This is a genomic window from Hoeflea sp. IMCC20628, from assembly GCF_001011155.1.
Lineage (GTDB): Bacteria > Pseudomonadota > Alphaproteobacteria > Rhizobiales > Rhizobiaceae > Hoeflea.
In genome coordinates, this window is sequence record NZ_CP011479.1 from 2472546 (window position 1) to 2486895 (window position 14350).

The following is a 14350-nucleotide window of genomic DNA, read 5'->3' on the forward strand; positions in this document are numbered from 1 at the left end:
TGAGGTCAGTCCTTGCCGGTTTTTTGATCACCGCGATACTTGCGTGCCAGACGGTCAAGCACAGCATTGACGATTTTGGTCTCGTCACCTTCAAAAAATGCCCGCGCCACATCGACATATTCGTTGACGATGACTGCAACCGGCACGTCCCTCTTGGTGGTCAGTTCCCAGGCCCCTGCTCGCAGGATCGCGCGCAAAGTGGCGTCGAGCCGTGACAGCGGCCAGTCTTCGTTCAGGCTGGCACGGATTTCCGGATCTAGCTCACGCTGATTTTCGACAACACCCGAAACAACGGCGCGAAACCAGGCCGCATCCGCAGGCCGGTATTGCTCGCCGTCAATCTCGTTGCCGAGGCGATGGGCTTCATATTCGGCCACGATTTCCAGAACGCCGCCGCCGCCGATATCCATCTGGTACAGCGCCTGAACTGCAGCCAGCCGTGCAGCGCCACGCTGGTTGGCTGACTTGATTTCGGACGAGGGCGTCGAAGATGGGGGGTGATCAGTTGTCATGGTCACCCTGCCAGCTGGCTTTTCAGCGCGATCATCGACAGCGCCGCACGTGCGGCAAAGCCGCCCTTGTCGAGCCGGTCCTTCTTGACCCGCTCCCAGGCCTGATCGGCATTTTCTGTGGTCATGATGCCATTTCCGATGGCCAGCGATTCGGACACCGACAACGTCACCAGACCGCGGGCGGACTCGTTTGCGACAATTTCGAAATGATAGGTTTCGCCGCGAATGACGACGCCGAGCGCGACAAAACCGTCAAATTCAACCCCACCTTCATCCATGGCATCCAGCGCCATGGCGATGGCTGCCGGAATTTCCAGCGCACCAGGCACTGTGACAACTTCATAAATAGCGCCTGCCGAGTCGAGTGCGGATGTAGCGCCATCCAGAAGCGCATCGGACATATCATCATAAAACCGCGCTTCAACAATCAACAGATGCGGTGTCTTGGACTTGGCCATGACGGAGTTCCTTCTTGCGTGCGGTTTTTCCACGCGTCACGGGGTTCCGGAACGGAACCGGATAAACAGGTCGGATCAGAGCGCGGTCAAAACACTTTGTCCGCCGCTTGGCAAGCGGAAAAGGACGTCTGCGGCGGCTTAGCGGCCTTTTGTCCTTGTGTAGGATGAAACTTGCTCTGGCGACTGACGACGCTGGCAACCAGCACAATCGGTACGGCGAGGCCGACACACATGATCTTTGCGCTGCAGCGCGACTCCGCTATGCAGGCAATCATGCGCACACCAAAACCCAAGGAAACCGACCTCTATCCACCGGTCAAAGCCCTGCTCGAAAGCCAGGGCTATGCGGTCAAGGGCGAAATCGGCGCGGCTGACATTGTCGCCATCCGCGATGATGAGGATCCGGTTGTCGTCGAACTGAAGACCGGCTTTTCGCTGTCGCTGTTTCATCAAGGCATCGAGCGGCAGGCCATAACTGACGTGGTTTATATCGCCGTGCCGCGTGGCACCGGACGGGCGTTCCACAAAGCGCTGGCTGCCAACACCTCACTGTGCCGCAGGCTTGGCCTGGGCTTGATGACCGTACGCCTGAAGGACGCGCTGGTTGAAGTTCACGCCGACCCCTCTCCCTACAAGCCACGAAAATCCAAGATCAAGAAGGCCCGGCTTCTGCGTGAATTCGCAAAACGGACCGGCGACCCCAATGCAGGCGGCGCGACGCGTCAAGGTCTGATGACTGCCTATCGTCAGGACGCTTTGCGCTGCGCCCGAACCTTGTCCGAACTCGGCCCCACCAAGGCAGCACAGGTGGCGAAAGCCTCCGGCGTGGAAAGGGCGCGAACGCTGATGGCGGCCAATCATTATGGCTGGTTCGAACGGGTGGATACCGGGATCTACGCGCTTTGCGCCAAGGGGTCTGAAGCACTGCTGCTGCTTGGCGACCCGGATGGCGGGCAGGCATCGACTGAGAATATTGATTGATGCGCCGACGATGAGCCAGCGTCATGTTTCCCTACTTATGCCAATTGGTCTGAGCGGCGAAAAATTTACCGTTGATTAACCATAAATGCGGATGCTTGCAGCCTGACACCTCTTGCCCAGGCAATGGCATGCGCCATCCATCTTTCGGTATTCCCGGACAGCCGGCCCGACCGGTTTTGCCCCAACTGCAAAGCGGACGGCACCTGGCTCGTCCCGGTGCAATGCCGTTCCGTGTGGTCCGCATGACCGCCGTCATTTTATCGGCACTCGGCCTGGCGCTGATGCTGATTTCGTTACGCCCATTTGCTGGCGCCAGCATAGTCAACGAGACCGGCGCCAATGAGGGCAGCCTGCTCAATCAGGTCGGCTTTGTTGCTGCCGGTCTGGTGTTTGCGCTGGCGATGATGGGCCTGACCAGCCGCAAGGTTCTCGCCAGCCTGCTGACACCGAGCATGCTGCTGCTGGCCCTGGTGCTCGGGTACAATGTCGCGACCTCTCCAAATCCCGATTCAACGTTGCGCGCCGTGGTTTTCACCGTGATCGGCATGTTCATTGCTTTTTCGACCGTCGTTCTGCCGCGCGGCGAGAAAGATTTCCAGATAGCGCTGATGATAGGCGCGGCTGCAGCGCTGGCGATGTCCTATGGCGGGCTTGTTCTCGTCCCGAATCTGGCAATGCACGGCTTCGACGCCTATGAACCACAACATGCCGGCTTGTGGCGCGGCCACTTCAGTCACAAGAATGTTGCTGGCCCGGTGATGTGCATCATCGCGATTTTCGGTGTCTATCTGATGCGCACCGGCCACCGTTTTGTCGGATTGATCATCTTTGCAGCCGGTGCATTGTTTGTGCTGAAGACCGGATCCAAGACCACCAGTGGCTTCTTTCCGCTGTCGATCCTGATCGTATTCATGGCAAGTCTCTTCGGGCGCAGTTCCGCAGCAATCCTCGTCCACCTTGTCGTGCTCACCATGGTTGGTGTGCTTACTCTCGGCTCGCTCTACAGCCCGGAAGTCTCCAACATGGTCGCAGACCTGTTGAAGGACGAAACCTATACGGGCCGCACCACATTGTGGGAATTCGGCCTGTCAAAGATTCCCGAGCATCCATGGCTGGGATTTGGGCTTTACAATTTCTGGGGTACCGACACTGTCTTCCTGCTCGATAAGCCGTTCGAATCCGCGTGGGACTACCGCTTCATCGTCCACGGACATAACAACTATGTCGACATCCTGCTCAATCTCGGTCTGATTGGCGGCTCGGTGGTGATCTGGTTTCTGTTTGTCGGCCCGATTTTCAATTATGCGAAGGCGCGGCGTATTCCCGGCAATGCCAGGCTGGCCGACATGTTTTTCATGGTCATTGTCTTTGCCAGTCTGCTGTCATTCCTCGAGACGTTCTTTCTGGCGCGCAACAGTCCGCTATGGCTGATGCACGTCTTCGCCGTCTTCGGGCTGCACCTGCTTGCCCGGTTCCGCATGGGCAACCCGGTTCCAGGGCGGTGAGTGACCCTAGCCGTCAGGCCTGTGCGGCACTCTCGGCAAGACGCGCCGCATAGCGGGCCATCTGGTCAACCTCGAGATTGACGTGATCGCCCTCCGCCCGCTCGCCCCAGGTGGTGACGGACAGCGAATGCCTGATCAGAAGCACATCGAAGTCGCTACTATTGACCGCATTGACGGTCAGGGATGTTCCATCCAGCGCCACCGATCCCTTTGGCGCGATGAATTTGGACAGCTCGACTGGTGCGCGCAGGGTAAAGCGGCGGGCCTCGCCCTCGTCCTTGATGGCGATGATCTCCGCCTGTCCATCGACGTGACCCGAGACCATGTGGCCGCCGAGCTCATCGCCAATTTTCAGCGAGCGCTCGAGATTGATGCGTTGACCCTGCGTCCAGTTAGCGATGGTGGTCAGCCGCAGCGCCTCTTCCCAGGCCTCAACCTCGAACCAGCGTGAATTGTCACCGTGCTGCGGCAAAGCCGTGACGGTCAGGCAGACGCCGGAACAGGCAATGGATGCGCCGATGTCGATGCCAGCCGGATCCCAGGCAGTTTCGATGCGAAGGCTGACGCCTTGATCGCGCGCCGCCACAACGGCCACACGGCCGATATCGGTGATGATGCCGGTAAACATGGTTTCAAACCCTTTCGTATTCGTCCATCCGGTCGGTGCCAAAGGTCGCGGATGAGACCAGACGGAAAGCTGATGGGATGGTCTGGCGTGTGATCGGTGCATCCACTGCATCGCCGTCAATTGTCGCTTCGCCGGTCAGCAGCACGAGACGATCAACCAGCCCCTCGGCGAGAAACGATTGCGCCACCGCGGCACCGCCTTCAACGAAGACAGTGGAAAGACCGCGTGCCGCCAGATCTTCCAGCAATTCGGGCAGCGCCAGCCGGTCCTGATGTGCATCGGAGGCGATGAACTCCGCGCCGCAGGCCGCAAGCTCTGCGCGCCGCGGATCGTCCTGTTGGGCCGCGGTGGCGATCCACAGCGGCACGTCGCGCGCGGTGTGCGCCAATCGCGACGTCAGCGGCAGTCTGAGATGCGTGTCGAGCACCAGCCGGATCGGAGACCGGTCTTCGAGGCCAGGAAGCCGGCAGGTCAGATCAGGGTCGTCATTGATGGCGGTTCCGACACCGATCAGAATCACATCCGACAGCGCCCGCAGGGCATGCACCTGCCGGCGGGAGATTTCCCCGGTGATAGCGACCTGCTTGCCATCGCGGCGACCGATCTTGCCATTGGCGGAAACTGCAAGCTTCAGAGTCACATGCGCCCGGTTCTTCATGCGTCGAGTCAGGTAACCGGCGAGTCCACGCTCGGCTTCGGCGGCCAGCACCCCCTCCTCCACCTCGATACCGGCGGCACGCAAGATCGCGTAGCCCCGCCCCGAGACTCGTTCATCCGGATCGGTGGCGGCGGCCACCACACGGGCAATGCCTGCCGAGACCAAAGCCTCAGCGCACGGTGGCGTCCGGCCATGATGGGCGCAGGGTTCAAGCGTGACATAGGCGGTTGCGCCACGCGCCAGCTCACCTGCTTCTGCCAGCGCTTGCGGCTCGGCATGGGGACGCCCGCCTATCGCGGTGACGCCACGGCCGACAATTACCGGCGAACCGTCAATCTCGCGGACGATCAGCGTAGCCACGGATGGATTGGAGCCGGTGCGGCCTTCGTGCTCGCGCGCCAGACGGATTGCCGCCGCCATCAAGCGTCGGTCAAGCGCCTCGGCGGACATGGGCCTAGATATCCCCGACAGAGCTATCGCCGGCAATCCGCGCGGTCAGTTCGGAGATTGTCCGCTCGAAATCCTCGGGCCCGGTGAAGTCCCGGTAGACCGATGCATAGCGGACGAAGCCGACATCATCGAGCGCCTTGAGCGCTTCGAGCACCAAGAGACCAATAGCATCGGTGGCGATCTCGGTTTCGCCGGAGCTTTCCAGGCGGCGGACAATGCCCGACACCGCACGGTCGATCCGCTCGGGATCGACCGGCCGCTTGCGCAGCGCGATCTGGAATGATTTCGCCAGCTTGTCCCGATCAAACGGCACCTTGCGTCCGGTTTTCTTCAGCACCTGCAAATCGCGCAACTGCACCCGCTCGAATGTGGTGAAGCGGCCGCCGCAATCGGGGCACACCCGACGCCGGCGGATCGCGGCGCCGTCTTCGGCGGGCCGCGAATCCTTCACCTGGCTGTCTTCAGAACAGCAATAGGGACACCGCATCCGCCGTTACCCGAGATAGGGGTAGAGAGGGAAACCGTCGGTGAGCGCCATTACCTTCTTCTTCACTGCAGCCTCCACTGCAGCATTTCCGTCCTCGGAATTGGCCATTTTCAGACCATCGAGCACCTCGGAGATGAGATTGCCGATTTCGCGGAACTCAGCCTCGCCGAAACCGCGGGTGGTGCCCGCAGGACTGCCGAGCCGGACGCCGGATGTGACAAAGGGCTTTTCCGGGTCAAATGGGATGCCGTTCTTGTTGCAGGTGATATTGGCGCGGCCAAGTGCCGCTTCAGCGCGCTTGCCGGTGGCATTTTTCGGCCGCAGGTCAACCAGCATGAGGTGATTGTCAGTACCGCCGGAGACGATATCGAGACCGTTGTCCTTCAGCGACGCCGCAAGTGTGCGGGAATTGGCGACGACGTTTTCGGCATAGGTCTTGAAAGCCGGCGTCAGCGCTTCCGCAAAGGCCACGGCCTTGGCGGCGATGACATGCATCAAAGGACCGCCCTGCAGGCCCGGAAACACCGCCGAATTGACCTTCTTTGCAATGACTTCGTCATTGGTCAAAATCATGCCGCCGCGCGGGCCGCGCAGTGATTTGTGGGTTGTGGTGGTGACCACATGGGCATGCGGAATTGGCGAAGGATGCTGACCACCGGCGACCAGACCAGCAATATGGGCCATGTCGACCATCAGATAGGCGCCAATGGAATCAGCAATCTCGCGGAACCGCTTCCAGTCCCAGATGCGCGAATAGGCGGTGCCGCCGGCAATGATCAGCTTGGGACGTTCGCGTTCTGCTGTTGCCGCGATCGCGTCCATGTCGAGGAGATTGTCATCCTCGCGCACGCCATAGGAAATTACCTTGAACCACTTGCCCGACATATTGACGGGCGAGCCGTGGGTCAGGTGTCCGCCAGAATTGAGATCGAGGCCCATGAAGGTGTCGCCGGGCTGCAGAAGCGCCAGGAACACCGCCTGGTTCATCTGCGAGCCGGAATTGGGCTGCACATTGGCAAACTGGCAGTCGAACAGCTTCTTTGCCCGTTCGATGGCAAGGGTTTCGGCAATATCGACGAATTCGCAGCCGCCATAATACCGCTTGCCCGGATAGCCTTCGGCATATTTGTTGGTCATGATCGAGCCTTGGGCTTCAAGCACAGCGCGCGACACAATGTTTTCTGATGCGATCAGCTCGATTTCATGCCGCTGGCGACCCAATTCACTCTGGATCGAGCCAAACACTTCCGGATCGGCTTCGGCCAATGGCTTGTTGAAAAAGGCGTCCGCCAGGCTGGCGGCAGAAGTCGCGTTGGACATGTTCCAGGTTCCTTGTGTGGCTCGGGTCTGGCAGAACGACTGCCTGGTTTCGGCGGCGCTCCGGAAATCGGTTCGACTCCGGCACGAACCGTGTCGAGCCGGAAGCGGCTGTTTAACCCTGTCGCATCACAAGGGCAATATCCGCAGGCTCAAATGCGTCATTGTGAGCATCAAACACACCCTCCATACAAGAAAAGCCGCCCGTGTCAGGGCGGCTTTCTAAGGTTGTGATCCCGGTTGGGCAGAGCTCAGCGCAGCGCCAGTTCTTCCACACCGTCGCGCTGATAGACATCATCGCGGAACTGGACAACGCCATCTTGCGAGGCCCAGGCGGTGAAATAGGTGAAATACACCGGCACCGGGGTTGTCAGCAGGATTTCCGTGTTCTCACGCGAGGCGATGGTCGCCTCCATGGTCTGCCGGTCCCAGCCGGGCGTGTCCCGGAGAAGCCAGGTGTTGAGGTCGCGCACGTTCTGAACACGCACACAGCCGGATGATTCAAACCGCAACAACTTGTTGAACACGCCCTGCTGTGGGGTGTCATGCATGTAGACGGCATGCGGATTGTGGAAATTGATCTTGGTCGAGGACATGGCGTTGCCCTTGCCCGGATCCTGACGGAACATCAGGTTCGGAGCCTTTTCGGCATTCCAGTCAACCAATTCGGGCTGGACTTCATTGCCCTGGCCATCAAACAGACGAATGTTGTTCCGCGTCAGATAGGTCGGATCCTTGCGCATCAACGGCACGATGTCTTTTTCGATGATCGAGCGCGGCGAGGTCCAGTAGGGATTGAGAATGATCTCGTGGATCTTGGAATTCAGGATCGGTGTCTGACGGTCAATCTTGCCAACGATCGCGGTGTGCCGCAGCACAACGCTGCCGTTTTCGACTGCCTCGATCTGCGCCGCGGGAATATTGACCATCACATAACGGTCGCCCAGAAAGCCCGACATCGAGCGCAGCCGCACGAGATTGGTCTCAAGCTGCCCCAACCGAACGTCGGTAGAAACATTGAGCGCCTGATAGGTGTAGCTGCCCAGAACACCATCCGGGGGAAGGCCGTGGCGCGCCTGGAATTTCTTGACGGCTCCATCGACATAGGAATCGAATTCGTTGGAAAGACCCGCGCTGCGGTCCATATCGCCGGAGGCGATCAGACGCTCGCGCAGAATGCGCACGTCAGGATCGGACACGCCCATGCGCAATTTCTTGGTTGCCGGCACCCTTGGCCAGCCGCCGCGTGCGAGCGAATCCTGATAATCAAAAATCGCGCGTTCGACAAAAGCGATGGTGTCGGCGCTGGCGATGGGATGCCGTGTCGCCGTCTCGGCCACCGAACGGGAGCTCTTGGCGTCGAACTGATCGTCCCATGAGCCACGCCGGGGTGAACTGATGATGTCCTGGATTGTCGACTGGGCGAAAGCCGGGCCTGCGGCAAGTGCTGCAGCGGCCATGGCTGCCGTGCGGCCGATAAAGCGGCGCCGGGAAACCTTGTCTAGTCCGGTTTTTGTCATGTGTAATCCACCATGCATTCGAAGCTGACGTTTAGAGTTGCGAATTCGAGTACCATGCTAATACTAAAAATTTGGAACCAAAAGCTATCCCTCAAGCCTGTCGCGACACATTTGCGTGAGCGCGAGACAAGACCGCGACCTCATGGGCCGTTTCCTTGCTGCCTGAGTGATGGCCATTGTAACAGCTGTCACGGCAATATGGCTAATTCATGGTGTGCCGCAGCATGCAGTCTTTGTCAGGAGACAAGGGACCGCGAGCTTCAACCGGATAATCCACATGAAATCAAAGCTTTAACCCAAACAAGACGACCCGGATCGAGATCCGCTCGGCAAATCCTGCATCGGTATCGGAGCTACCCAGCGCTTTGGACACGATCGAGCCGATGACATCCGAATTCGTTTGAACCCTGGACAAAAAAGCGGCGGAACCGAGTCCGCCGCATTTTTCTATAATAATCGCGACCGGATCAAAGGCGATAGAGAATCTGGTCGTTCCAGAACCGGTCAAGCCGCTGCATCAGCCTGTTAAGTTCCTCGAACTCGCTGGCACCAATGCCGCCAACCTTGGCGATCGAGTTGATGTGGCGGTCATAAAGACTTGCAACGATCTCGGCGATTTCGATGCCGTGCTCGGTCAGGCTGATCCGCACTGCGCGGCGGTCGACCCGTGAGCGCTGATGATTGATATAGCCCAGATCAACCAGTTTCTTGAGGTTGTAGGACACGTTCGAACCCAGATAATAGCCACGGCTTCTCAATTCGCCGGCGGTCAGTTCCGAATTGCCAATATTGAACAGCAACAGGGCCTGGATTGCGTTGATATCGGTGCGGTTGGCGCGGTCGAACTCATCCTTGATGACGTCCAGCAGCCGGCGATGAAGCCGCTCGACCAGCTGGAGCGATTCCATGTAAAGGTCGCGCAGACCTTCCGACTCGTCATTTGCTGCATCTGGCTTGGGCGCTGCGGCGAGCGCGGAATTGGTATATGACATAAGGACTGCCTCACTGTTTGTTGTGGCGGTTATTAGTCCCGCCTTGAGACAGACCCTATCGAATACCCATAAAATTCTACTTAAACTGTAGGCTTAACAGCAGGTTACCTTTGGGCGACCGCAGATTAGAGTGAATCAGTTCTTACCTGCTTTGCATCCTGGCGACGCTTCACGAACAGCGCGACACGAAATCCTATATAGACAGACGCCACCATCGCGTGGGCGATCATCAGCAGCGGGCGCTCGCCGAACCACAACGGCAACCCCTTGTGCATAGCCACTTCAGAACCTGCTGCTGCCACCCAGATCACCGGACCCCAGGGCACATGCATCCAAAGGCCAACAGCTGCCACAGGAAGTAGTACCGCCAGCGAGGCGGATGCCAGTTGCCAATAGGATGGGATCAAATCAAAACGGGACATGCCGCCATCCGAATAGCCAATCAGCCGACCCCAGTATTGCAATCCCGCGATGATACAGCTCACCGCCACAAGACGCATGAACAGCCGGAAACTGGCTTCAAGAGCGCCTGTGCCCAATTCCGGCGCGGTGCCAATCTGCAGTATCGCCATAAACGGCTTCTCCTGTTGAGGTGCATGCGTCGCGCATACGCGTCATTGAAGTGCAGTCATACTCATTCCGACGTTCGCGGCGCAAGCCTGAGCCAGTGACCCAGGCGCGGCAAGTGATCAAAGCCATGGCAATCTGCTCTGCTTCTTGACCGCCCTGCCCCGGTTGCGGTCTAAGCACAAACCAGATGAGCGCGGGCCACCGCGCAGCCGGGACAAGAAGGACGCAATGACATGAGCGACAACACCAAAAACACGGCAGCCGGACTGGCGGCAGCCGCAGCAAGCGATGTCGATGAGATCACCGGTCACCGCCGGATGCGCCGCACCCGGGTTGCCGACTGGTCACGGCGGATGGTGCGCGAGACGCGGCTGACGGTCGACGATCTGATCTGGCCGATCTTCATCATTCCCGGCACAAATGTAAGCGAACCCATCGCCGCCATGCCCGGCGTCAACCGGATGAGCGTCGACAAGGCTGTGGAAGCGGCAAAGATGGCCGCCGATCTCGGCATTCCGGCACTTGCCACTTTCCCCAATGTGGAAATGGAAAAACGCGACGTCACCGGCTCGCACGCGCTAGATCCCGACAACCTGATCAATCAGGCAACGCGCGCCATCAAGAAGGCGGTGCCAAACATCGGCATCATTACCGATGTGGCGCTCGACCCATTCACCAGCCACGGCCATGACGGGATTTTGCGCGATGGCGAAATTGTCAATGACGAGACCGTGCGCGCAATCGCTGCGGCGGCTGTGCATCAGGCCGACGCCGGCGCCGACATCATTTCACCGTCCGACATGATGGACGGCCGCATCGGCGCCATCCGCCGGGCGCTGGATGCCGGCGGCCACCACAATGTGGCGATCATGTCCTATGCAACCAAATTTGCCTCGGCCTGTTACGGCCCCTACCGCGAGGCAATCGGCACCTCCGGACTTTTGAAGGGCGACAAGCGCACCTATTATCTCGATCCGTCCAACGCCATGGAAGCGATCCGCGACGCCGGTCTCGATGTCGAGGAAGGCGCTGACATGCTGATGGTCAAGCCCGGCCTGCCCTATCTCGATATCTGCCGCGCGCTGAAGGACACCTATGGCCTGCCGACCTTCGCCTATCAGGTGTCGGGCGAATATTCGATGATCAAGGCCGGCGATGCGGCGGGCTATATCGATGGCGAGCGGATCATGATGGAAAAGCTGCTGGCTTTCAAACGCGCCGGCTGTGATGGAATTCTGACCTATTTCGCCCCCGAAGCAGCCCGGTTGATTGCCAATGGTGGCGGGTGAACCGACAGGATTGCAGCGTCCGGTGATACCACCTGCTGTCAGCGAAAAGGCATAACCTCTCAGGCTTGCGTCATCCCGGCCTCCGAGCCGGGAACCAGCCACCACGCGTCGGCGTGGTGAGAGACTCCATTAGGCGATTCAACAGACGTGAGCCATAAAGAGTCTACAGGCTCGCAGACGCTCGCCTGCTAGATACCGGATCGGTGTCCGGCATGACGGTGTGGGGAGATGCCTGCCTAAAGCGCCACTGAAATTGTATCATGAGCGTCGGCATGCGGCCAAACCGGCAGCAAACCCTTTAACTGCGGCGTCTGACTTCCTACATCTGGTTGAACGCGCGGCATTTGCCCGCATCCGACGACAGGAGAGACCCGTGAGCCAACCGTTCCCAGACAGCGCCCCAGAGCAGGCAACAGGCCGCTATGACGACATTGCGCTGTATGATGGTGTGCGCACCAAACGCATCATGGCTTTCTTCATTGATTACGCCATCGTGCTGGCGCTGTGCGTACCGATGGCAGTGCTGGTGTTCTTCATCGGCGTTTTCACGCTGGGTCTGGGGTTCTTTCTCTACCCGATCCTGTTCCTGCTGGTGGTCATTCCCTATGTCGGCATGACGATGGGTGGACCGAATCAGGCCACACCCGGCATGCGAATGATGGGCATTCGCGTCGTCAGGCTTGATGGCCGCCCGGTCGATTTCATGCTGGCAGTCGTCCACAGCATCTTGTTCTGGGCGCTCAACGCCGTTCTGACCCCGCTGATCCTGCTTGCCACCCTGGTGCTCGATCGCAAGCAGACGGTGCACGACTGGTTGCTCGGGACCGTAGTGGTGCGAGGCTAATTTTCGCCACCGCCCGAACCTTCGGGCCCTAATACCGCCTTTCGTCGTCATCTCGTCCGCGAGCCGACTGACTTCAGCTGTGGCGACGGCGGGGTGAGCCAGCATCCGATAAGATCGGCTGCTCTACCTCTCCGCCCGCGCCTCGCATCCCCTCCCCAGCTATCGCAAATCCGTTCCCCGATGCCATCCTCCCCTGCACCGGGCGTTTCGCCGCATCAGTTGAGCCGGAAATTTTTGCCCTATGCGGGGGAACCGGCATCGCGGTAAAGTGGCTGCAAGTCCGCAGCAACAGGTCACCACGCATTCATGCCCGATTTTCATCTCATTGCGACCTTTGTCATCATCGCGGCAACCATTATCGCCTATGCATCGGAACGCTGGGCCATGGAGGTGGTGTCGCTGGTGTCGCTGGCCGCGGTCCTGATCCTCTTCGGCATCGTGCCCTATTCCGGCATCGATGGCGCCGTGCTGCAGCCCGAGCGACTGCTGGCGGGATTTTCCAATCCTGCGCTGGCCACTGTCATCGCGCTGCTGATTGTCGGTCAGGGCCTGTTTGCCACCGACGCCATGGAGGTGCCTGCGCGCAAACTCGGTCGCATGGGCGGTTCAAGCACATTCCGGCCGATCCTGTTCATTCTGGTCGGTGCTGCGGTGATCTCCGCATTCCTGAACAACACACCGGTGGTGGTGATCTTCATCCCGATCCTGGTGGTGATTGCGGCGCAGCGCTCGATCTCGCCAAGCCGGGTGTTCATTCCTTTGTCCTTCATCACCATTCTGGGCGGCATGACCACGCTGATCGGCTCGTCGACCAATTTGCTGGTGGCCGGCGTGGTGCGCGATTATGGCTATGAGATCGGTTTTTTCGACATCACCGGCATGGGCGTGATTCTGGCGCTGGTCGGCGGCGCCTATGTGCTGGGCGTGCTGCCGCGATTGCTGCCCGAACGCGATGCGGAGCTCTCGGTGGGCGCCAAATCCGGTGCGCAGTTCATTGGCGAGATCACGTTGTCGCGCGACCACCCCTTTGTCGGGATATCGGCCAAGGCCGGCATGTTTCCGGGCCTTGGCGATCTGACCTTGCGGATGTTGCAGCGCCGCGACGTCCCGGTGTTGCCGCCATTCGAGGACATGACCCTGTCGTTCGGCGATACGCTGGTGGTGACCGGGACCCGCAAGGCTTTTTCCAAGGTGCTGTCACGAGGCCGCGCCGGACTAGAAGCCGATGACGGACCATCCGACGAGGTATCGCAGGATACGCCACCAGGACCGGATTACCATCTGGCCGAAGCGGTCATTGCACCGGGATCGCGCTATGCCGGACGCACCATCCAGTTGTCCGGACTGAGGCCTCGTTTCGGCATTTCGGTGCTGGGCGTTCAGCGCAAGAGCCGCATGGCACGCTCGGCGCTCTCCGACATCCGGATGGAACCGGGTGACACGTTGTTGATCGGCGGACCAGTGGAGGCAATCCAGTTGCTCAGGGGCAATCACGATCTGCTGCTGCTTGAGCATTCGGCCCAGGCCGTGCCGCAATCGCGCAAGGCCCGCATTGCAGTGTCGATATTCGCGGCCATCGTGCTGGTTTCGGCGTTTTCCCTGGTTCCGATTGTGGTGGCGGCAATCTGCGGCGCGGTGCTGATGCTGCTCACCGGCTGTCTGTCGTTCCTGCAGGCGGCGCGCGCCTTCGACCGGCAAATCTTTCTGCTGGTCGGGTCATCGGTGGCGATGGCCACAGCACTTGAAGCAACCGGCGGCGCGGCGCTGATCGCGTCAAGCTCGCTGGCGTTGCTGGATGGCGCCCCGCCCGGCGTGATTCTGTCCGGCCTGTTCCTGGTGATGGCGGCTCTGACCAACGTGCTGTCCAACAATGCCACCGCAGTGCTGTTCACGCCGATCGCGCTTGGAATCGCCAAGGGCATGGGCGTGTCGCCCGAACCGTTTATCGCTGCAGTCATTTTCGCGTCCAATGCATCCTTCGCCACACCGATCGGCTACCAGACGAATTTGCTGGTGATGGGTCCCGGCCACTACCGGTTCAGCGATTTTTTGCGCGCCGGCACCCCGCTTGTGATCATCATCTGGTTGACCTTTTCGTTACTTGCTCCATGGTATTACGGACTTTGAACCGTTTCGACA

The 14350-nt window shown here is 59.7% G+C and carries 14 protein-coding genes; 5 read left to right on the plus strand and 9 right to left on the minus strand.

Annotated elements, in window-relative coordinates:
- Positions 1-5: 5 nt before the first annotated feature.
- Together nusB and ribH are read right to left on the minus strand one after the other, a co-directional pair.
- Positions 6-512, minus strand: a complete 507-nt coding sequence (gene nusB / locus IMCC20628_RS11730) for a transcription antitermination factor NusB (protein WP_047030371.1) — start codon at positions 510-512, stop codon at positions 6-8.
- A 2-nt stretch (positions 513-514) separates the two neighbouring features.
- Entirely contained in the window at positions 515-970 is a 456-nt protein-coding gene (gene ribH / locus IMCC20628_RS11735) for a 6,7-dimethyl-8-ribityllumazine synthase (RefSeq protein ID WP_047030372.1), read from the minus strand.
- A 171-nt stretch (positions 971-1141) separates the two neighbouring features.
- Between ribH and IMCC20628_RS11740 the strand changes: the two genes are divergently transcribed.
- Entirely contained in the window at positions 1142-1951 is an 810-nt protein-coding gene (locus IMCC20628_RS11740) for a DUF2161 family putative PD-(D/E)XK-type phosphodiesterase (protein WP_245307765.1), read from the plus strand.
- A 242-nt stretch (positions 1952-2193) separates the two neighbouring features.
- Positions 2194-3456: an O-antigen ligase gene (locus IMCC20628_RS11745; RefSeq protein WP_197078292.1), complete on the plus strand. Its 1263-nt coding sequence runs from the start codon at positions 2194-2196 to the stop codon at positions 3454-3456.
- 13 nt (positions 3457-3469) lie between these two features.
- On the opposite strand, the gene IMCC20628_RS11750 is transcribed toward IMCC20628_RS11745, so the two are convergent.
- The 7 genes from IMCC20628_RS11750 to IMCC20628_RS11780 form a co-directional block, all read right to left on the minus strand.
- A complete protein-coding gene (locus IMCC20628_RS11750; RefSeq protein ID WP_047030374.1) occupies positions 3470-4084 on the minus strand; it encodes a riboflavin synthase in 615 nt (204 codons plus the stop codon).
- Positions 4085-4088: 4 nt separating this feature from the next.
- A complete protein-coding gene (ribD, locus tag IMCC20628_RS11755) occupies positions 4089-5192 on the minus strand; it encodes a bifunctional diaminohydroxyphosphoribosylaminopyrimidine deaminase/5-amino-6-(5-phosphoribosylamino)uracil reductase RibD (protein WP_156174490.1) in 1104 nt (367 codons plus the stop codon).
- A gap of 4 nt (positions 5193-5196) precedes the next feature.
- Positions 5197-5679 carry a transcriptional regulator NrdR gene (nrdR, locus tag IMCC20628_RS11760; RefSeq protein WP_047030375.1) on the minus strand — a complete coding sequence of 161 codons (483 nt, stop codon included), beginning with the start codon at positions 5677-5679 and terminating at the stop codon, positions 5197-5199.
- A gap of 6 nt (positions 5680-5685) precedes the next feature.
- The gene (gene glyA, locus IMCC20628_RS11765; protein ID WP_047030376.1) at positions 5686-6999 is read right to left on the minus strand and encodes a serine hydroxymethyltransferase; all 1314 of its coding nucleotides are present in this window, start codon (positions 6997-6999) and stop codon (positions 5686-5688) included.
- 248 nt (positions 7000-7247) lie between these two features.
- Positions 7248-8516 (minus strand): L,D-transpeptidase family protein, encoded by a 1269-nt coding sequence (locus IMCC20628_RS11770; protein ID WP_047030377.1) that lies wholly within the window; start codon positions 8514-8516, stop codon positions 7248-7250.
- 467 nt (positions 8517-8983) lie between these two features.
- A complete protein-coding gene (locus IMCC20628_RS11775; RefSeq protein WP_047030378.1) occupies positions 8984-9508 on the minus strand; it encodes a MarR family winged helix-turn-helix transcriptional regulator in 525 nt (174 codons plus the stop codon).
- Between the two features lie 125 nt (positions 9509-9633).
- Complete coding sequence (locus tag IMCC20628_RS11780) at positions 9634-10080, minus strand: DUF6163 family protein (RefSeq protein WP_047030379.1); 447 nt, start codon at positions 10078-10080, stop codon at positions 9634-9636.
- A 231-nt stretch (positions 10081-10311) separates the two neighbouring features.
- Between IMCC20628_RS11780 and hemB the strand changes: the two genes are divergently transcribed.
- From hemB to IMCC20628_RS11795, 3 genes are all read left to right on the plus strand, one after another.
- Positions 10312-11367, plus strand: coding sequence for a porphobilinogen synthase (hemB, locus tag IMCC20628_RS11785; RefSeq protein WP_047030380.1), 1056 nt, complete (start codon positions 10312-10314; stop codon positions 11365-11367).
- 430 nt (positions 11368-11797) lie between these two features.
- Positions 11798-12211, plus strand: a complete 414-nt coding sequence (locus IMCC20628_RS11790) for an RDD family protein (RefSeq protein WP_156174676.1) — start codon at positions 11798-11800, stop codon at positions 12209-12211.
- 306 nt (positions 12212-12517) lie between these two features.
- Positions 12518-14338, plus strand: coding sequence for an SLC13 family permease (locus IMCC20628_RS11795; protein ID WP_047030382.1), 1821 nt, complete (start codon positions 12518-12520; stop codon positions 14336-14338).
- The last annotated feature ends 12 nt before the right edge of the window (positions 14339-14350 follow it).

Bases quoted from the DNA above. Each gene is read 5' to 3' on its own strand.
- IMCC20628_RS11770 (WP_047030377.1), bottom strand. From the start codon at position 8,516: ATGACAAAAACCGGACTAGACAAGGTTTCCCGGCGCCGCTTTATCGGC.
- ribD (WP_156174490.1), bottom strand. From the start codon at position 5,192: ATGTCCGCCGAGGCGCTTGACCGACGCTTGATGGCGGCGGCAATCCGT.
- glyA (WP_047030376.1), bottom strand. From the start codon at position 6,999: ATGTCCAACGCGACTTCTGCCGCCAGCCTGGCGGACGCCTTTTTCAAC.
- hemB (WP_047030380.1), top strand. From the start codon at position 10,312: ATGAGCGACAACACCAAAAACACGGCAGCCGGACTGGCGGCAGCCGCA.
- IMCC20628_RS11795 (WP_047030382.1), top strand. From the start codon at position 12,518: ATGCCCGATTTTCATCTCATTGCGACCTTTGTCATCATCGCGGCAACC.
- ribH (WP_047030372.1), bottom strand. From the start codon at position 970: ATGGCCAAGTCCAAGACACCGCATCTGTTGATTGTTGAAGCGCGGTTT.
- nrdR (WP_047030375.1), bottom strand. From the start codon at position 5,679: ATGCGGTGTCCCTATTGCTGTTCTGAAGACAGCCAGGTGAAGGATTCG.
- nusB (WP_047030371.1), bottom strand. From the start codon at position 512: ATGACAACTGATCACCCCCCATCTTCGACGCCCTCGTCCGAAATCAAG.
- IMCC20628_RS11750 (WP_047030374.1), bottom strand. From the start codon at position 4,084: ATGTTTACCGGCATCATCACCGATATCGGCCGTGTGGCCGTTGTGGCG.
- IMCC20628_RS11775 (WP_047030378.1), bottom strand. From the start codon at position 9,508: ATGTCATATACCAATTCCGCGCTCGCCGCAGCGCCCAAGCCAGATGCA.
- IMCC20628_RS11745 (WP_197078292.1), top strand. From the start codon at position 2,194: ATGACCGCCGTCATTTTATCGGCACTCGGCCTGGCGCTGATGCTGATT.
- IMCC20628_RS11780 (WP_047030379.1), bottom strand. From the start codon at position 10,080: ATGGCGATACTGCAGATTGGCACCGCGCCGGAATTGGGCACAGGCGCT.